Consider the following 20,148-nt stretch of genomic DNA (forward strand, 5'->3'; position numbering starts at 1 on the left):
ATTGGGTTATTTGGTTGTGGGGTTTTAGCTAACTTTTGGTTTATTTTTTCACTAAAACAATTTTAGTATTATCTAGTAATGATACTTTTTTTCTAAAGTCACGATAGTCTTTGTATTTCTCTTTTGGATAATATCCTTCTTTAATAAGTAATTTTCTTTTGTACTCTACATTTTTTAAGTCTTCTGATAACTTATAAGATACACTGTACATTCCAAATTCGTTTTCTATTAAAGTGTCATTAGGCATTGCCTCAACTTTAAAACTATTAGGAAGCAAAATATTAAACTCATCTTCATCTAAATAGCCTCTTTGTATTTCTAAAGGCAACTTTCTATTTCTATACCTATCTGGTACTCCATTATTTCTGTTTAACGCATTTACCCTAAACAACAATCTCTCTCCGCTTACAGAAGCGTAGTTTACTGCCTCTAAACTAACTTTTTCAGTAAATACAATACTGTCTCTATTATTTAAAAAATTATAATTATTAATAGTTAAGTTGTTTATATAACTCCAGTAAGATGCATAATGCTTTTTAACATCAGTAGATGCCTTTCTTTCTATACTAAACCTATCATCATACTGTATTCCCTTTGTAGTAATAACTGCATCTGCAGAAATTGTTCCTGTATTAGACAATGTAATACGAGCTTCTGTTTTCTGATAATTATCTTCATTAACATAACTATCCGTTTGTACCAACTCACCTCCATCTGGCTTTATTACGTGTACCATTCTACCATCTGTAAAATCTCCTAAAAATCCAAATGGATGTATCTGAGACGTACAATCAATCCAATAATACTTATCACTGCTTTCTATTGCTAAAATTACATGGTTACCTTCTGCCAGTGATGCAAAATCTTTTTTAAAACTTTCTTTATAATTACCAGCCTCTACGTGAGTATAAAATGCTTTTACGCCAACTGCCTGTAATAAGGCCATTGTGTAATTAGATAATCCTTTACAATCTCCATACTTTACCCTATCTACATCTAATGCAGATATAGGCTGCATACCTCCAATACCTACCTGTACACTTATATACCTTGTATTATCCTGCACATACTTATATACAATTTTTGCTTTTTCAATATCGGATTTAGCTTCTTTTGTTAATGATTTTATTGTATTTATGGTAGATTCTGGTAACTTATCTCTATTAACTAATAAATTAGAGTACATCCATTTACCTAAATCTTGCCAAGATTTTATTGAAGCATCGTAACCACCATATGTAAAGTTTATAGGTCTTATTTGCAGTTGTGGTGAAATCTTATGAAAAGCCGGACTTAAACTTTCTTTTTTTAATGCAGGTATATTTTTTACTGCATAAGAAGTACTTCCATTTTTTATTATTTTTTCAACATCTAAACCTGTCAAATTCTGCTCCTTAACTTCTGGCTTAAAGCTTTCATCATCATAAGTTAATGTGATACTACTTTTTTCTGTACTTAAATAAAATGAATCTAAAAAGTACCAAGTAGGTATTAATTCACCAGTATTAGAGTTGGTGTACTCATAAGTAAACTCCATTGTGTAAGGGTAAGCTATTGGAGTATAGTCTAAATATTTTACTCTGGAGTCTGAGTATAATGTACTACCGCTTACTGCACTAACATCTTTAAAGTCTTTTTCTTTAAACTTACCTATTTGTTTACCAAACTGATTGTATACTAAGGCCTGTACAGAAACTACTTTCCTGTCTAAATCATACCCCACAGACGCATGTGTTGCACCATTTCCATACTTATTTAAAACAGTAACAATTCGTCTTAATTTAATACTCATTTTAGTTTTAGAACTAATATGAATATCCATTTGATCTAACCTAACAACAGCATTTGCATTTTTGGTTAAATTGGAATTAATTAATAAAGACTGATGATTAATTTCTTGTGCTTCAGATAGTTGTATGCAAAGAAATAATATAAAGAAAAAAAATACTCTCATTGGTTGGTTTTGGTTGAGCCTAAATTAATAAAAACCCTTAAAAAACCTACAAAAATATATACGATTATTCTTTATTTTTTGTATCCATTATTATTGTTACAGGACCATCATTAAGTAAATCTACTTTCATGTCTGCACCAAAGACACCTGTGCCCACAGACTTACCCATAGTAGTTTCTAATTGCTTAACAAAAGTAGCATATAAAGGTTTTGCAAGTTCTGGCCTTGCTGCTTTTATATAAGAAGGTCTATTACCTTTTTTTGTTGCAGCGTGTAGTGTAAACTGGCTTACAACTATTACATCTCCTTTACAATCTAAAAGAGAGTTATTCATTACTCCGTTTTCGTCATTAAAAATTCTGAGATTTGCAATTTTACGAGTCAACCAATCTATGTCTTCTTTAGTGTCTTCTGCTTCTATTCCTAATAAAATTAAAAGACCTGAATCTATTTTAGAAATTAGTTTTTCGTTAACAGTAACACTTGCTCTTGTTACTCTTTGTATTACTGCTCTCATTTTTTTTCTCCGTAAATATCCTGTCTGTAGTTTTCCTCTTCACCTGTAATCATTTGCACATAACTTTTATATCTGCTCCAAGCAACTTCATCATTCTCTAAGGCATCTTTTACAGCACACTTGGGCTCATCTATATGCAAGCAGTTATTAAACTTACATTCACTTTTTAAAGCAAAAAACTCAGGAAAATAGTCACCTATCTCCTCTTTTTCCATGTCTACTATTCCAAAACCACGTATACCAGGTGTGTCTATAATTTGAGCTCCAAAATCCAAATCGTACATTTCTGCAAATGTTGTGGTGTGCTGTCCTTGCATATGTTGTTCAGATATTTCTTTGGTTTTTATATTTAAATCTTTATCTATAGTATTTACCAAGGTAGATTTACCTACACCAGAATGACCAGAAAACATACTTATTTTTCCTGTCATCATTTCTTTTACCTTATCTACGTTTTTACCTGTTTTTGCAGAAATACCTACGCAAGTATAACCAATACTACGGTACAATGCAGCTAAATATTTAACATCTAAAAGCTCATCTTCGTTATAGGAATCTATCTTATTAAATAATAGAACTGCAGGTATGCCATAAGCTTCCGCCGTCACTAAAAAACGATCTATAAAACTTGTAAATGTTTGCGGATTATTTAACGTTATCATTAAAAAAACCTGATCTAAGTTAGACGCAATTATATGTGTTTGCTTAGATAAGTTTACAGACTTACGTACAATGTAATTTTTGCGGTCTTTAATTTCTGTAATGGTTGCATTGGTTTCATCTCCACTTTTTTCAAGCTCAAAAACAACTTTATCTCCTACTGCAATAGGATTGGTACTTTTTATACCTTTTAAACGGAACTTACCTTTTATCCTACAGTCATAAAACACACCGTCATCTGTTTTTACAGTGTACCAACTTCCAGTAGATTTATAAACAGTTCCTATCATTTTGTATTCTTTATTTTACTTTCTTTTTACAAAGAAACAATATATGTGTTATACTACCGTCTTTTTTTTATCGTTAAAAAAATATATAAACAACAAACAAATTAACAATTATGAAAAAATTATTATTTTTTGCATTTATCCTTTGCTTATCAACAGTAGATTTATCTGCCCAACAATTTAAAGTTATTACTAGTGTTGAGTCTATTGTTCCTAACGGATTAGGAAGATCTAGAATAATTTCTGCCAACGAAGAGAAAGATTACAAAGAGTATACTTCTACACAGACTGAAGAAGATAATACAAGAAACAAATCTAAAAGAGGTGATATTAGAGTTAAAGGTTTTGATGAAACTAAATTACTTAACTTTTATAACATCGGTGGAATTAGATTTCAGAATATAGCTGCTAATGACGCCATTATAACTTCAAAAATTAATGCAATGGTTGCAGAAGGTTGGGAGCTAGCCTTTGTAACTAGTGCTGTAGAAAGTGAAGCTGGTAAAGGTGATGGTAAAGGTATTTTTATTACCAGATATATTTTTAAGAAAAAATAATTTATTAAACCTTTTTATAAAAATCCCGATGCATTTTACATCGGGATTTTTTTATCTCTAAAATTATCCTTTAATAATTTTTTCTTGGTGGTTTATAGACTCTTGGTGTATTGCTTTAAACATTTTTAAAACAAACTCTTCACTTAAGCCTTTAGACTCACCTTCTAAAATCATAGCTCCTAAAATTTCGTTCCATCTTGTAGATTGCAAAACAGCAACGTTTTTTTCTTTTTTAAGCGCTCCAATTCCGTCAGAAATTTTCATTCTTTTTCCTAAAGTTTCAATTAACTGTGCATCAATAACATCTATTTGTGCACGTAAATTACTTAAATCTTTATTGTATTCCGCTTCAGGGTCTGATTCTTTTCTTATTTTTAAATCGCGCATAATTTGCACTAATTTTTCTGGTGTTACTTGTTGTGCAGCATCACTCCATGCATTATCTGGATCAAAGTGAGTTTCTACCATTAATCCATCAAAATTAAGATCTAATGCTGTTTGTGACACATCAAAAATCATATCTCTGTTTCCTGTAATATGAGACGGATCGTTAATTAATGGTAAATCTGGAAATCTATTTTTAAACTCAATAGCCAGTTGCCATTCTGGTATGTTTCTATATTTTGTTTTCTCGTAAGTAGAAAAACCTCTGTGTATTGCACCTAAATTTTTAATTCCCGCAGTATGTAAACGCTCTATACCACCTAACCACAAAGATAAGTCTGGGTTAATTGGGTTTTTTACCAATACAATTTTATCTGTACCAGCTAAAGCATCTGCAATTTCTTGCATGATAAACGGACTTACAGATGTACGTGCACCAATCCATAATAAATCTATATCATGTTCTAATGCCAATTCTACGTGGGCTCTATTTGCAACCTCCGTACAGGTTTTCATTCCTGTTTCTTCTTTTACTTTTTGCAACCACTTAAGACCTAACAAGCCTACACCTTCAAAATTCCCTGGACGAGTTCTTGGCTTCCAAATACCTGCTCTATAATAACTTACATCGGTATCTTTTAATTGATGAGCAATTTTTAAAACTTGCTCTTCTGTTTCAGCACTACACGGCCCTGCTATTACTAGTGGATGATCTAGTTTCATGTCATCCAACCATGTTCTCATTTCTTTTGAATTTTCCATCTTTACTTAATTTTTATTCTGGGGTATTCCGTTTAATATTTCTTTTATTTTGTTTGCGTTTTCCATTTCATCATAAATACCTTTAAAATTGTCTTCTTCAATCATTTTTTTAAAGGCATTTAAATTCTGAATATATTCTTCTAATGTTTCTAAAACATTGGTTTTATTCTGCTTAAAAATTGGCGTCCACATTGCTGGCGAACTTTTTGCCAAACGTACTGTACTCTCAAATCCACTGCCCGCCATATCAAATATATCACGTTCATTTTTTTCTTTCTCAATAACCGTCTTTCCTAACATAAAAGAGCTAATATGAGATAAATGAGACACGTATGCTATGTGTTTATCATGCGCTTCTACATTCATATATCTTATACGCATTCCCATTTCTCTAAAAAGATCTAAAGCCTTTTCCTGCAACTTAAATGCTGTTTTTTCTACTTCACAAATAATATTTGTTTTGCCTTTAAACAGGTTTTCTATAGCTGCAGATGGTCCAGAAAATTCTGTTCCTGCAATTGGGTGGCACGCAATAAAATTTCTTCTTTTAGGATGATTTTCTACTTGTTTACAAATTAAACCTTTAGTAGAACCCGCATCTAAAACAATAGCATCATCAGTAATTGCATCTAATATTTTTGGCAATTCTACCACCATAACATCTACAGGTATACTCACAATTACAACATCTGCCAATTCCAAGTCTTGATAACTTGCCTTTTGGTCTATTACACCTAAAGACAATGCTTCTTCTACGTGTGCATCATTAATATCTACACCATAAATTTTAGCATCAGCATTTATCCTTTTAATATCCTTGGCCATTGAGCCACCTATTAATCCTATGCCAATTATAAATACGTTCATTACTTATTTTATATGATACAAAAGCTATTGGTCGTAATACAAACTTTAACCAAACTCACTTTTAACTTCTTTATTTAAATCTACTTATTGCTTCTCTTATTTTTTCTTGTGTAACACATAAAGAAAAGCGTATATAACCTTCTCCATTACTACCAAAAATTGTTCCTGGCGTTATAAATACATCTTTACTATATAACACGTCATCTATAAACTCTTCTGATGAAACACTACCGGCTGGCAACTTTGCCCATACAAACATTCCTACTGCATTTTTATCATAAGTACAATTTAATTTATCTGCTAACTGAAAAATTAAATCTCTACGGGTAGCGTATATTTTATTTAATTCTGCAAACCAATCTTTACTACTTTTTAATGCTGCAATAGCTCCTTTTTGTATGCCGTAAAACATACCAGAATCCATATTACTTTTTACTTTTAATACCGCGTTTAAATGTTCTGCGCTACCCAAAACCATACCCACACGCCAGCCTGCCATATTAAAAGTTTTACTAAGCGAGTTTAATTCTAAAGCACAATCTTTAGCATTTTCTATACTTAATATACTTGTTGGCGCATTGTTTAAAACAAAACTATATGGATTGTCATTTACCAATAAAATATTGTTTTTTAAAGCAAATGCAACTAGCTTCTGCAACTGTTCTTTTGTTGCAACAGCACCTGTAGGCATATGCGGGTAACATACCCACATTATTTTAACTTTAGATAAGTCTTGTTTCCCTAAGGCTTCTAAATCTGGAAACCAATTGTTATCTGCAACCAAATCATAACACTTAGGCTCTGCTCCTACTAAATTTGTTACAGATGTATATGTTGGGTAACCCGGATTAGGAATTAAAGCCGCATCACCAACATTTAAAAAAGCCATACTAATGTGCAAAATACCTTCTTTAGAACCCATTAAAGGTAAAATTTCGGTTAACGGGTCTGCGGTAACATTAAAATTAGCCTTATAAAAAGATGCCATACTTTCTCTTAACTCTGGTAAGCCTTGGTAACTTTGGTATTGGTGTGCGCCTGCATCTTCTACTGCATTTTTTATAGCATCTACCACTATTGTAGAAGGTGCTAAATCTGGACTACCAATTCCCATATTTATTATAGGTTTACCGTCTGCCATTAAACCACGTACTTCTCTAAGTTTTTTAGAAAAATAGTATTCTTGTATTTGTTCTAGTCTATCTGCAGTTTTCATTCTCTTCCGTTTTTGTATTCACCTAAAATTTTAAATTCTTCTGCCATTATCTCTAATAATGCTTTGGCTTTTTTATAGTCTTTATACTTTAAAAAAGTAACATCTACAAAGAACGAATACTTCCAAGGTTGTTCTATTACTGGTAGTGATTGTATTTTTGTTAAGTTTAGGTTACAATCACTCATCACATTTAAAACGGCTGCCAAACTCCCACGCTTATGATCTAAAACAAAACGTAATGATGCCTTATTTATCTCTTCCTCTGGCAACTCTTTATTTTCTTTTTTAAGAATGATAAAACGGGTTGCATTATTAGAAATAGTTTGTATTTCTGATGCTACAACTTCTAAATTGTATAATTCTGATGCAACTTTTGGCGCAATAGCCGCAATACCTTTTAAATTATCTTTTTCTATACGCTGTGCAGTTTCTGCAGTATCTACAGATTCTACCAACTTAATGTGCGAGTACGCTTTTAAAAAATCTTTACACTGCAATAAAGCCATTGGGTGCGAGTGCACTTCTTTTATATCTTCAATTTTTTGACCTTTTAAAGCCATTAAATGATGATGAATATTAAGATAGTGCTCACCAATAATATGTAAATCGTTATTGTAAACAAGCGCATAATTAGGAATTATAGAACCCGCAATAGAGTTTTCTATAGCCATAACCGCCTTGTCTGCGTAACCAGTCATTAGTTGGTGAATTAACTCATCAAAAGAAAGACATTCTACCAACTGCACATCCTCACCAAAAAACTCATTAGCTACTTGGTGGTGATTAGACCCCTTTATACCTTGTATTGCAATTTTTAATGCCATTTCTTTTTATCTACTTAAACGTCAATTTTTCACATAAAAAAAGTCCCGTTATATACGGGACTTTAATTTATATCTATATTTAAAATATACTACAACAGTCCCGCACCTCTCTTAAAAAAGAAGTAAAAATAAAAACCGTTCCAGAAATATCTTGTATTCATTATTCTTGTATTATACGGCTAAGGTAATTATTAAATTTAAAAAACAAATTTTATTATTATTTTTTTTCACTCTTCTCACATTATTTAATATAACCATAATTTTTTTAACAAATAATTAAGATATCAATTTTTTAAAACGTTAAAATTCCGTTAATCGTAATTGGCTTAACACCAAAAAAAGGCTTATAATTCCTATTCCTTTTAAAAACAAAATCCACTTATTTACGTTATTTTTGATAAAAAATATAAGTATGTCTATTTCCGTACAAAACATCAGTAAAACTTTTGGAAGCCAAAAAGCATTAGATAACGTTTCTTTCGCCATAAATAAGGGAGAAATTGTTGGCTTTTTAGGCCCTAATGGAGCTGGTAAGTCTACACTTATGAAAGTACTTACTACTTATATTTTAGCAGATAGCGGAGAAGCTGCTGTAAACGAATTTAGTGTTGCAGACAGAATTAACGTTCAAAAAAGTATTGGATACTTACCAGAGCACAATCCTTTGTACTTAGATATGTATGTAAAAGAATATTTGGCTTTTAACGCAAACGTATATAAGGTATCTAAAGCAAGAATTGAAGAAGTTATAGAACAAACTGGCTTAACACCTGAAGCACACAAAAAAATAGACCAACTATCTAAAGGATACAGACAACGTGTTGGTTTAGCTGCTGCTTTACTGCACAATCCTGAAGTTTTAATTTTAGATGAACCTACAACTGGTTTAGACCCTAATCAATTATTAGAAATACGTAAACTGATTAAAGAGATTGGCAAAGAAAAAACCATTTTACTATCTACCCATATTATGAAAGAGGTAGAAGCCGTTTGCGACCGTGTTGTAATTATTAACAAAGGTGTAGTTGTAGCCGATAAAAAATTAACTGACTTAAGAGACGCTAAAGAACAAATTATAGAAGTAGAATTTGATTATAGGGTTGAAGAGCAATTACTAAACAGGTTGCCAAATGTGGTTGCTGTTAAAAACACTGCTGGTTTTGTGTATGAAATTACTTTTAATACAGATGTAGATATGCGCCCTGCTGTATTTGACTTTGCTCACGACAACGAATTAAAAACACTACAACTTAGCCGTAAAAACAAAAACTTAGAAAGTTTATTTACTGAGATTACAAGGTAGACTCATTTGCTTTTTCTACAAACTCCAATACAATTTCATCTAAAACATCTTGTATATTAGGATTTGTACAATTGGTTAGTATGCTTATTACTAAACCTTGTTTAGGGTACACAAAAAAGTTAGAGTAGCCGCCTACGCCATTACCAATATGACCATAGTACGCATTACCTTTTTTATCTGTGCTTACTTGCCAACCTAAACCGTAGTAGGTAGACTCACCATTTACTTCTTGCGCCGTTAAAAATTGTTGCTGTGTTGTTTCTTGTAAAAAATTACCTTTTAAATATGCGTTTCCTAGTTTTACAATATCTGTAGTTGTAGATAAAAATCCGCCGCCAGCAAGCTTGTAATAATTATTTACTTCTAATGCTTTTCTAAAACCAAGTCTTTTTTGAGAGTAAAACTGAGTAATACCTTTTACAAAGCTCCCTTTTACCTCTGCATATGTATTTTGCATTTGCAAAGGCTCTAAAACTTTTTTTTGCACATATTCTTCAAAAGGTACACCACTTGCCTCTTGCATAACTAATGACAATAAAACCCAATCATAACTATTGTAATGGTAATTTATTCCTGGTTTAAAAAGTAAATCATCACCCTTAAAAATAGCAATACTCTCTTTAATAGTATATGGCATATTTAAACCATACTCTTTACCTTTGTAACCACGTATACCTGCGGTATGACTAGCCAATTGCCTAATTGTAAAGTCGTACTTTTTTTTAGGATAATAAGGAACATAGGTATAAAAAGACTCTTCCAAATCTATTAAACCATCTTGCACCATAATAGCTAATGCAGTTGCTGCAATGGGTTTAGACACACTAGCAATTCTAAATACAGAATCGTCTGGGTTTATAGGTGTTTTATTATCTAAGTTAGAAAACCCATATCCCTTATTAAAAATAGTTTTATTGTGTTGTGTAGCCTTAATTGCAATACCTGGAATTTTGGAATTATTTACCAACGATTGCAGTAACTCATCAACCTTACTGTAATTAATATTATTAGCAACACCATTATCTTTAGAACTGCTAATTCTTTTTGTAAAATAAGATAAGAATCTTTTAAAACTCAATGTAAAGCAACTTTAGTTATTACTCTTTAAAGATAAGCTTTCCTTTGTAAAGCTCTTCTACATTTATATTAGCTGGCTTATAATAACTAATAACATCACCAACACCTCTAATTGTACCAGAAATACTCTCTTGCGGATTTACCAATATATCATTAGAGCTTCTGTGGTTTACATTTATACTTTTAGTTATTAAATTTTCTGCATTAAGCCTAGAGTCACCTGCTGCAAAAACAACATTTAAACTTTCTGCCGTTCCTTTCAAATCAAAATAAGCAGCACCGTTAGAAACTATAGACACTTTAGTATCTAACAACTCTAAAGTAAAAGATCCGGTAGTAAAGTCTGCTTCAGAATCTCCAAAATCTTCAGATAAAAGAGCTAAACTTGGATAACTTAAAACCCCATCACTACTAATATCAAAACCAGTACTACTACGTATAGATGTTAAGTTTGGTGCGGTAACATAAAAAGTAGTTAAACCATAGTCTCTAGTATAATTACATCCGTTTGTATTGGTAAGTATCAATTTACCATCTACAACTTTAGCATCAATATCACTACGCAAATATTCTCCTGTTTCTACCTCAACTTTTTGTACTGGACCTTCCTTTATAACTAAAGCTGAATTTTCAAAAACAGTAATAGTTGTAAAAGGTTCTACCACAATTTCTTCTCTTATGGTATCTCCTGCATTCTGAAAACAATCAGATGCATTTTCGCTATTGCAACCATACACTAAAACAAGTGTTAAAGTGTATAGCAAAATTGATTTACTTGTAATTTGCAATCCTATATTTTTAATCTGTCTTCTTGTAATCATCTTCATATTTTTAAAAACGGATTCCAACTCCAAATTCCACTGCCTCTGCTTTAGCTGCATGAGATTTTAAAGTTACAGCTGCAAACATTTTATCGCCAAAGTAACGTTTCAATCCCATTCTATTGTACATTCTTCCTTCAAAATCAAACGGATAATACACATAATAACCTAACTGTGTTACTACAGACATTTGGTTAATATATAACTCGTGACCAACAAAAACACCTACACGTTTATAATCGTCATTAGCATCTACATTTTTCTCTGGAAAAGCAATAGAATTGTATGTTATTAACTCCTTTAAAAACTTAGAAAAGAAAACATCTGCACCTAACTGAAACCCACTTTTTCTTCCAATTCTTTTATCTGCATAAGCCGATAAAATATAAAAAGGAGACTGTCCTAAACCAATAACATCACTCTCATTAACACCTCCTCTAAAGGCAACATTTAAATGTATAGGTTGGTTGTAATTTGTAGTATCTGTAATGGTCTTATATGGTAATTTCTCACCTCCATCTAAGTCATACGTTAAACCTGCATTTAATGCAATGGTGTTTGTAGATGTATTTGGCGCCTTAAAATTTGCATTAGAATAGTGTACCAATGTTAGCCCGGCTTTAAAACCCAAACCTTTATAAATATTTTCTTTATGGTAATTAACCATTGCGTAAGTACTACTTAAAATATCAGACCCATATGCATTGTTTCTAAAGTTAGTTACTTTATCATAAGGGTTTGTAGTATAGGCAATACCTTGCCCCACTCTAAGCTGTACATTTCTTTTAAAAAAATAGAAGTTATAATGTGCATACGCACCATAGTTTTTACCCAAGGTGCTATTATTCATATCTTGGTAAATAAACGAGTACCCTAAATCTGGATAATTATACAATTGTTCCCAAGCCTCATCTCCAAAAGTTTTTTTATTGTAACTTAAAATTAAACCAGCCGGATGCGCAGATATTAAGTGTGCAATACTATTATTATGTAATGCAATAGAGCCGTAAAACTGACTAGCATCTATTACTATTTTACTTTTCTGCTGGGCAAAACATCCCACAGAAAACAAAGCAACAAAAAGGATTCTTATATTCATTGCGTGCAAAAATAGCAATTTTACATCCACAGCAAATCTTTATAAGCTAATACTTACAAAATTTAAAAAAGTTCCTTTGATATTGCCTTAATATTATCAGACTTACCCATAGAGTAGTAGTGCAATACAGGTACACCTGCTGCTTTTAACTCCTTAGATTGTTGCACTGCCCAATCTATACCAACTTGGCGTACTGCTTTATTATCCTTACAGTCTTCAACAGCATCTACTAAATCTTGTGGCACATCAATTTTAAAAACTTGTGGTAGTAATTGTAAATGTTTTTTAACAGCAATTGGTTTTATACCTGGTATAATTGGCACATTAATTCCAAAATCTTTAGCTGCTTTTACAAACTCAAAATACTTATTATTATCAAAAAACATTTGTGTAACTACGTAATCTGCACCTGCATCTACTTTTTGTTTTAAGCGTTTTAAGTCTGTTAATAAAGATGGTGCTTCCATATGCTTTTCTGGGTAACCTGCAACCCCAATACAAAAATCAGCACAATTATCGGTCTCTATAACCTCATGTAAGTAAGATCCGCAATTAAGTTTCTGTATTTGATCTACCAAACTAACCGCATATTTATGCCCTCCTTTTGTAGGTTCAAAATACTGCTCTTCTCGCATAGCATCTCCTCGTAATGCCATAACATTATCAATACCCAAATAATGGCAATCTACTAACAAATACTCGGTTTCTTCTCTAGTAAAACCACCACATAAAACATGTGGCACGGTATCTACATCATATTTATGTTTTATAGACGCGCAAATACCTACCGTCCCCGGACGCATACGTGTAAGTTTTTTATCTAACAAACCATCACGGTCTATATAAATATACTCTTCTCTAGACGTAGTAACATCTATAAAGGGTGGTTTAAACTCCATTAAAGGATCTATATTTCCGTACAATTCCTGAATATTTCTACCCTTTACAGGCGGTATAATCTCAAAAGAAAACAATGTTTTTCCGTTTGCGTTTTTAATATGGTCGGTTACTTTCATTTTTATATTTTTTTGGCGTTCCTACGGTCGGGCTTTCGGTAGTCGCTTTTTATGGCAAAAAAACCATAAAAGAGCTTCAACAATACCTTAATCCCTAACGCATCAACAAAACTTTAATCATCTGCAATATTTGGAGCAAGCCATTTTAAAGCCGTCTCTAACTCTATATTTTTTCTAGTTGCAAAATCTTCAACTTGATCTTCTTTTATTTTTCCTACTCCAAAATAACGTGCATCTGGATTAGCAAAATAATACCCAGAAACCGATGCTGCTGGCCACATTGCCAAACTATCTGTAAGTTCTACACCAATAGTTTCTTTTACTTTTAAAATATCCCAAATAGTAGGTTTTTCTAAATGATCTGGACAAGCAGGGTACCCTGGTGCAGGTCTAATACCTTTATACTCTTCTTTTATTAGAGCTTCGTTATCTAAAGTTTCATTACTAGCATATCCCCAATGAGTAGTTCTAATGTCTTTATGCAGGCATTCTGCAAAAGCCTCTGCTAGCCTATCTGCTAAAGCTTTTACCATGATAGAATTGTAATCGTCTAAATCTTTACGGTACTGCTCTGCAATTTCCTCTGCTCCAAAACCTGTACTAACACAAAAACACCCCATATAATCATCTACACCAGCATCTTTTGGCGCAATAAAATCAGACAATGCAAAGTTTGGCTTACCAGCATACTTTTTTAATTGCTGACGTAAGGTCCTAAACGTATGTTTACCGTTTGGTGTGTCTAATTCAATATCATCATCATTAATTGTATTGGCCTTAAACAAACCAAAAATAGCTTTTGCAGTAAGCAATTTTTCATCAATAAGTTTTGTGAGCATTTCTTGCGCTTCAGCAAATAAATCTGTGGCTTGGGTACCTACAATTTCATCGGTTAAAATATCTGGAAATTTACCGTGCAACTCCCAGCTTCTAAAAAACGGAGTCCAATCTATAAACTCTACCAACTTACTTAAATCATATTCCTCTATAACTTGTATTCCAAGTGTATTTGGCTTTATAATTTCTGATGTTTTCCAATCTATTTTGTACTTGTTTTTACGTGCTGCATCTATAGGCAAATACTCTTTATGTTTGGTACGCTTTAAAAACTGTTTTCTAAACTCTTCGTAATCTAGTTTTATAGTCTCTTTGTATTTTTCTCCTGTTTCTTTTTGCAACAAATCACCAACAACTGTTACTGCTCTAGAGGCATCATTAACATATACCACAGCATTTTTATATTGCGGATCTATTTTTACGGCAGTATGTGCTTTGCTTGTAGTTGCACCTCCAATAAGCAATGGTACACTAAAATTTTGGCGCTCCATTTCTTTTGCTAAAAAGACCATTTCATCTAAAGACGGTGTTATTAACCCGCTTAAACCAATAACATCTACATTATGTTCTTTTGCTGCTTGTATAATTTTTTCTGGCGGCACCATTACCCCTAAATCTACAATCTCATAATTGTTACAAGCCAAAACAACACCCACAATATTTTTACCTATATCATGTACATCTCCTTTTACAGTAGCCATTAAAATTTTTCCAGCTGAAGAAGACCCTCCTTCTTGCGGATTTTTAAGCTTTTCCTCTTCTATGTAAGGCAATAAGTAAGCAACCGCTTTTTTCATTACTCGTGCCGACTTTACAACCTGTGGTAAAAACATTTTTCCGCTACCAAACAAGTCACCAACAACGTTCATCCCTGTCATTAAATGACCCTCTATAACCTCAATAGGTTTGTCTACACTTTGCCTAGCTGCTTCTACATCTTCTACAATATACTGGTCTATACCCTTTACCAAAGCTCTGGTTATACGGTTTTGTATAGGTTCTTCTCTCCAAGATAAATCTACCGTGCTTTCCTTTGCCTTGCCAACTACTGTATCTGCAAAATCTAGCAAACGCTCTGTAGCATCATCTCTACGGTCTAACATTACATCCTCTACACGCTCTAATAAATCCTTAGGAATATCATCATAAACCTCTAACATAGTAGGGTTAACAATTCCCATATTCATACCTGCCTGTATAGCGTGGTATAAAAACACCGAGTGCATAGCCTCACGTACAGGATTGTTACCTCTAAAAGAAAATGACACATTACTAACGCCACCACTTACACTACAGTGCGGCAAATTCTCTTTTACCCAAGCCGTAGCTTCTATAAAGTCTATGGCGTTGCGTCTGTGCTCATCCATACCGGTGGCAACAGGAAAAATATTAAGGTCAAAAATAATATCCTCTGGAGCAAAGTTTACTTTATTAACTAGAACGTCATAAGATCGTTTAGCTATTTCTATTCTACGCTCGTAATTATCTGCCTGACCAACCTCATCAAAGGCCATTACAATTACGGCTGCACCATAACGTTTAATAAGTTTTGCGTGGTGTATAAATTCTGCTTCGCCTTCTTTTAGACTAATAGAATTTACCACACACTTACCTTGTACAACTTGCAAACCAGCTTCTATAATTTCCCATTTAGAACTGTCTATCATTATAGGAACTCTAGAGATATCTGGTTCTGCAATAATTAGATTTAGGAACTTAACCATAGCCTCTTTGCCATCTATAAGTCCGTCATCCATATTAATGTCTATTATTTGAGCACCACCATCTACTTGGTGACGAGCAATAGCCAAAGCTTCATCAAACTTTTCTTCTTTTATTAACCTTAAGAACTTTTTAGAACCAGCAACATTGGTACGCTCACCAACATTTATAAAATTGGTGTTTTCCGTAACAATTAAAGGTTCTAGTCCGGATAGTTTTAAGTATTTAGGTTTTTCATTTTTCATTACGATGCCGTTTCTGCAGAAATACTTCTGGGTTTGTAATCTTTTGCTAAATTGGCAATTGCTGTAATATGTTCTGGTGTTGTACCGCAGCAACCACCAACAATGTTTACCAAACTCTTGTCTAAATATTCTTTTATTTGTGCAGCCATTTCCTCTGCAGTCTCATCATACTCTCCAAAGGCATTTGGCAAACCTGCGTTTGGATGTGCTGATACTCCAAAACTTGTTTTAGCTGCCAAAACCTCTAAATGAGGCACCAATTGGTTTGCCCCTAAAGCACAATTAAAACCAACAGTTAAAATAGAAATATGACTTATTGATATTAAAAAGGCTTCTGCTGTTTGTCCAGATAATGTTCTGCCAGAAGCATCTGTAATTGTACCACTTACCATTATAGGAACATCTATATTGCGTTCTTCTTTTACTTCTTCTATAGCAAATAATGCAGCCTTTGCATTAAGAGTATCAAAAATGGTTTCTACCAACAAAATATCTGAGCCACCATCTAGTAAAGCTTCTACTTGTAGTTTGTAGGCTATTCTAAGCTCATCAAAAGTAACGCCTCTAAAACCTGGGTCGTTAACATCTGGAGACATACTTGCTGTTTTATTTGTAGGCCCTATACTACCCGCTACAAACCTTGGTTTGTGTGGTTCTTTTGCAGTAAACTCATCTGCTACTTGCTTTGCAATACGTGCCGACTCATAATTTAGCTCGTACACTAAATCTTCCATAAAATAGTCTGCCATTGCTATGGTTGTACCAGAAAAAGTGTTGGTTTCTACAATATCTGCACCAGCGGCAAAATATTTGCGGTGTACTTCTGCTATAGCTTCTGGTTGAGTTAAGGAGAGTAAATCGTTATTACCTTGTAATGGGTGTTCCCAGTCTGCAAAGCGCTCGCCTCTAAAATCTTCTTCTGTGAATTTGTAGCGCTGTAACATTGTACCCATTGCACCGTCTAGCACTAAAACTCTTTCTTTTAATATGTCTTGTATACTTTTCATTGTACCGTTTAATCTCTTTTTTGTGCGTTAGGGATTGATGCGGCATCTTTTTGGTGGCAACGGTTTGTAAAACCTGCTTGCTAAAACCAAAAAATACAGCAAAAAGCCTGGCCATTTGTGCTTGCAAACAAATGGAACGCTATAAATAAAATATCAAGTAAGGTAAATGAGATAAGACTGTGAATGTCTTTCTAATTTGTGAGTTATCTGCCGTGTTGTTTTATAACAACGTAGTAGAATGTAGCACCTTCTTTAAATAAGAATAAAGGGTTGCTAAGGTTTCATAGGGTCTAATCCCTCCACCTTTCTTGATAACGTTTTCAGTCTATTAATGAACTAATTGAGCTACAAATTAACAGCACAACTTTTTTATAACCAAATATTGCTGGTAATTTTTAAGCCTACACGTGTTTTTTACACATATAGGCTTAAAATTGTAATATTTTTACGAAATGCTTTGTACAACTTCTTTTTTGGCTTCTTTTTTAGAACCATCAAAACCTTCTACACCACCTACAGTTGTGTATTTCATTACATAACGTTTACCTGGATTTATGCGTTGGTATGCACTTTGACACATTACGGCTGCTTCATGAAAACCAGATAAAATTAGTTTTAATTTTCCTTTATAGGTGTTAACATCGCCAATTGCGTATACACCAGGAATGTTGGTTTGGTAGTCGTAAGAGTTGTCTACTTTTATGGCATTTTTCTCTATTTCTAATCCCCAATTTCCTATTGGACCTAATTTAGGTGATAGTCCAAATAAAGGAATAAAATTGTCTACTTCTACGTAGCTTTCTCCTTTTTCCTCGTCGTTATATTTTACAACTACGGCCTCTAAATTATCGTCTCCGTATAGCTTGGTTACTTGTGCCTCTGTAAATAATTTTATTTTACCTGCTTTTGCAAGTTCTGATGCTTTTTCTACAGAATCTAAAGCGCCTCTAAACTCATTTCTACGGTGTACTAAAGATACTTCTGCTGCTATGTCTGCTAAGAAAATTGCCCAGTCTAATGCAGAATCTCCACCACCAGCAATAACAACTTTTTTGTCTCTGTATACTTCTGGATCTTTAATCATATAAGCAACACCTTTATCTTCAAAATTAAGAATGTTCTCTATTTGCGGTTTTCTAGGCTCAAAAGATCCTAAACCACCTGCAATTACAACTACCGGTGCATTATGCTTTGTTCCTTTATTTGTGGTTACTACAAAAGTACCATCGTCTAACTTATCTAAAGTATCTGCTCTTTCTGCTAATGTAAAACCAGGCTCAAAAGATTTTATTTGCTCCATTAGATTGGTAACCAAATCACCTGCTAAAATTTCTGGAAAAGCAGGAATATCATAGATTGGTTTTTTAGGATATATCTCTGCACACTGTCCGCCTGGTTGCGGCAATGCATCTATTAAATGGCATTTAAGTTTTAACAAACCTGCCTCAAAAACGGTAAACAATCCTGTTGGTCCTGCGCCAATAATTAATATATCTGTCTTAATCATAATTTTAATTTAGTACTTACTAATGAGTATTTATCCTCATTCTAATGTTTTAATTATTTTCTTTTTTATCTACTAAGGAACTTGTAATCTGATTCATTTTATCTACTTTTTCTTCAAAATCTCCTTTTATGGTTTTCCTGTAATCGTTTAAATTCTGAACCATTTTACTAATATCTTCTGGTATTACGTCTTCAAAAAACTGACGCAAACGTTTTGCTGTTGTTGGCGACTTACCATTGGTAGAAATACCAATTTTTACATTGCCTTTGGTTACAATTCCGCCCATATAAAAATCGCAATACGGAGGATTATCTGCTACGTTTACCAATTTAAATTGTGCTCTACAATCTTTATACACTTGCACATTAACATCTACATTATCTGTAGTTGCTACTACCATATGTTTGCCGTCTAAATAACTAACATTGTACACGTCTGTAATAGTTGTAACATTAAATTTATTTGCCAGTTGTAACGTTTTTTCTGCATACCAAGGAGACACCATTGTTACCACAGCATCTGGACTAGACTTGGTTAAAAAGCGTAGTTTTTCTTCTGCCACATTACCGCCACCTACTATTAGCACGTGTAGTTGAGACGTTTTTAAAAAAACTGGATATAAATTGTTACGTTCCATTACTTTATTTTTAGTGTTACGGTTTTGTTTACCTCATCAAAAATAACCAAATAACTGTATCACTTAATTTACTGCTGCTTCTTTTGCTTTTACTTCTTGTTGTACTTTATGCAATTGCGCTCTATGCCTAACAACATCACCAATTACAATAATTGCAGGATTAGACAACTCATTTTCTTGCACTACTTTTTCTATGGTTGATATGGTACCAACGCCAACTTTTTCGTTAACAGTTGTTCCGTTTTGTATAATAGCTACGGGTGTTTCTGCTTTACCTTGTTGTTGAAACAGTTGTACAATTTCTGATAATTTACCCATACCCATTAGAATTACTACTGTTGCGCTAGACTTTGCTGCCAAATGTACATCTGTAGATAATTTATGGTTTTTTGTTGTACCAGTTATAACCCAAAAACTCTCTGAAGCTCCCCTTTTTGTTACTGGTATATTTTGAAAAGCTGGTACGGCTATTGAAGATGATATTCCTGGAACCATAGCAACAGCTACACCGAGACTAGCGGCATATTCCATTTCTTCTGAGCCACGACCAAAAATAAATGGGTCGCCACCTTTTAAACGTACTACATTACCGTGACTTTTTGCTCTACTTACAATAAGCTCGTTAATTTGATCTTGTTGGTACGCATAACACCCTTTTCTTTTACCTACAAAAATTTGCTCTGCATTTACTGCATACTCTAGCAACTCTTTATTCACCAAAGCATCAAACAAAACAACATCTGCATTTTGCAATGCTTTTATGGCTTTTAGCGTAATAAGCTCTGCATCTCCAGGACCTGCACCAACTACTGTAAGTAGTCCGTTTGTATTTTGTTTGTTTGCCATAAT

18 protein-coding genes and 1 riboswitch are annotated in these 20,148 nt (G+C 33.2%); of the genes, 2 read left to right on the top strand and 16 right to left on the bottom strand.

The annotated features are described in order from the left end of the window. Nucleotides 1-40: 40 nt before the first annotated feature. The 3 genes from AX016_RS00735 to rsgA form a co-directional block, all read right to left on the bottom strand. Nucleotides 41-1,954: a DUF3857 domain-containing transglutaminase family protein gene (locus AX016_RS00735; RefSeq protein WP_100893773.1), complete on the bottom strand. Its 1,914-nt coding sequence runs from the start codon at nt 1,952-1,954 to the stop codon at nt 41-43. A 64-nt stretch (nt 1,955-2,018) separates the two neighbouring features. Then, nucleotides 2,019-2,471 carry a D-aminoacyl-tRNA deacylase gene (gene dtd / locus AX016_RS00740; RefSeq protein WP_100893774.1) on the bottom strand — a complete coding sequence of 151 codons (453 nt, stop codon included), beginning with the start codon at nt 2,469-2,471 and terminating at the stop codon, nt 2,019-2,021. Beyond that, nucleotides 2,468-3,421 (bottom strand): ribosome small subunit-dependent GTPase A, encoded by a 954-nt coding sequence (gene rsgA, locus AX016_RS00745; RefSeq protein ID WP_100893775.1) that lies wholly within the window; start codon nt 3,419-3,421, stop codon nt 2,468-2,470. The genes dtd and rsgA overlap by 4 nt, the downstream gene beginning before the upstream one ends. 110 nt (nt 3,422-3,531) lie before the next feature. Between rsgA and AX016_RS00750 the strand changes: the two genes are divergently transcribed. Next, complete coding sequence (locus AX016_RS00750; protein WP_100893776.1) at nt 3,532-3,975, top strand: hypothetical protein; 444 nt, start codon at nt 3,532-3,534, stop codon at nt 3,973-3,975. A 63-nt stretch (nt 3,976-4,038) separates the two neighbouring features. Here the strand turns inward: AX016_RS00750 and AX016_RS00755 are convergent, their stop codons facing one another. The 4 genes from AX016_RS00755 to AX016_RS00770 form a co-directional block, all read right to left on the bottom strand. Beyond that, a complete protein-coding gene (locus tag AX016_RS00755; protein WP_100893777.1) occupies nt 4,039-5,121 on the bottom strand; it encodes a bifunctional 3-deoxy-7-phosphoheptulonate synthase/chorismate mutase type II in 1,083 nt (360 codons plus the stop codon). 6 nt (nt 5,122-5,127) lie between these two features. Next, nucleotides 5,128-5,988 (bottom strand): prephenate dehydrogenase, encoded by an 861-nt coding sequence (locus tag AX016_RS00760; protein WP_100893778.1) that lies wholly within the window; start codon nt 5,986-5,988, stop codon nt 5,128-5,130. A 70-nt stretch (nt 5,989-6,058) separates the two neighbouring features. Further along, on the bottom strand, nt 6,059-7,204 hold the full coding sequence (locus tag AX016_RS00765) for a pyridoxal phosphate-dependent aminotransferase (protein ID WP_100893779.1): 1,146 nt from the start codon (nt 7,202-7,204) through the stop codon (nt 6,059-6,061). Further along, complete coding sequence (locus AX016_RS00770) at nt 7,201-8,028, bottom strand: prephenate dehydratase (RefSeq protein WP_100893780.1); 828 nt, start codon at nt 8,026-8,028, stop codon at nt 7,201-7,203. The genes AX016_RS00765 and AX016_RS00770 overlap by 4 nt, the downstream gene beginning before the upstream one ends. Nucleotides 8,029-8,440: 412 nt before the next feature. Between AX016_RS00770 and gldA the strand changes: the two genes are divergently transcribed. Continuing rightward, a complete protein-coding gene (gene gldA / locus AX016_RS00775) occupies nt 8,441-9,331 on the top strand; it encodes a gliding motility-associated ABC transporter ATP-binding subunit GldA (protein WP_100893781.1) in 891 nt (296 codons plus the stop codon). Here the strand turns inward: gldA and AX016_RS00780 are convergent. The 9 genes from AX016_RS00780 to cobA form a co-directional block, all read right to left on the bottom strand. Continuing rightward, nucleotides 9,321-10,409 (bottom strand): serine hydrolase domain-containing protein, encoded by a 1,089-nt coding sequence (locus AX016_RS00780; protein WP_100893782.1) that lies wholly within the window; start codon nt 10,407-10,409, stop codon nt 9,321-9,323. The two genes, gldA and AX016_RS00780, sit on opposite strands and share 11 nt — an antisense overlap. Nucleotides 10,410-10,428: 19 nt before the next feature. Then, the gene (locus AX016_RS00785) at nt 10,429-11,235 is read right to left on the bottom strand and encodes a head GIN domain-containing protein (RefSeq protein ID WP_330400278.1); all 807 of its coding nucleotides are present in this window, start codon (nt 11,233-11,235) and stop codon (nt 10,429-10,431) included. A 4-nt stretch (nt 11,236-11,239) separates the two neighbouring features. Further along, the gene (locus tag AX016_RS00790; protein WP_100893784.1) at nt 11,240-12,328 is read right to left on the bottom strand and encodes an acyloxyacyl hydrolase; all 1,089 of its coding nucleotides are present in this window, start codon (nt 12,326-12,328) and stop codon (nt 11,240-11,242) included. A gap of 62 nt (nt 12,329-12,390) precedes the next feature. Further along, entirely contained in the window at nt 12,391-13,344 is a 954-nt protein-coding gene (metF, locus tag AX016_RS00795; RefSeq protein WP_100893785.1) for a methylenetetrahydrofolate reductase [NAD(P)H], read from the bottom strand. A gap of 113 nt (nt 13,345-13,457) precedes the next feature. After that, entirely contained in the window at nt 13,458-16,148 is a 2,691-nt protein-coding gene (gene metH, locus AX016_RS00800; protein WP_100893786.1) for a methionine synthase, read from the bottom strand. Continuing rightward, nucleotides 16,148-17,155 (bottom strand): homocysteine S-methyltransferase family protein, encoded by a 1,008-nt coding sequence (locus tag AX016_RS00805; RefSeq protein WP_100893787.1) that lies wholly within the window; start codon nt 17,153-17,155, stop codon nt 16,148-16,150. Before AX016_RS00805 ends, metH begins: the two co-directional genes overlap by 1 nt. A gap of 200 nt (nt 17,156-17,355) precedes the next feature. Then, a riboswitch (SAM riboswitch) is annotated at nt 17,356-17,473 on the bottom strand. Nucleotides 17,474-17,600: 127 nt separating this feature from the next. Then, on the bottom strand, nt 17,601-18,662 hold the full coding sequence (locus AX016_RS00810; RefSeq protein WP_100893788.1) for an NAD(P)/FAD-dependent oxidoreductase: 1,062 nt from the start codon (nt 18,660-18,662) through the stop codon (nt 17,601-17,603). Between the two features lie 49 nt (nt 18,663-18,711). Next, entirely contained in the window at nt 18,712-19,299 is a 588-nt protein-coding gene (locus AX016_RS00815; RefSeq protein WP_100893789.1) for a precorrin-2 dehydrogenase/sirohydrochlorin ferrochelatase family protein, read from the bottom strand. A gap of 63 nt (nt 19,300-19,362) precedes the next feature. Further along, a complete protein-coding gene (cobA, locus tag AX016_RS00820; protein ID WP_100893790.1) occupies nt 19,363-20,145 on the bottom strand; it encodes a uroporphyrinogen-III C-methyltransferase in 783 nt (260 codons plus the stop codon). Between the last annotated feature and the right edge of the window lie 3 nt (nt 20,146-20,148).

This window comes from Cellulophaga sp. RHA19 (assembly GCF_002813425.1).
Lineage (GTDB): Bacteria > Bacteroidota > Bacteroidia > Flavobacteriales > Flavobacteriaceae > Cellulophaga.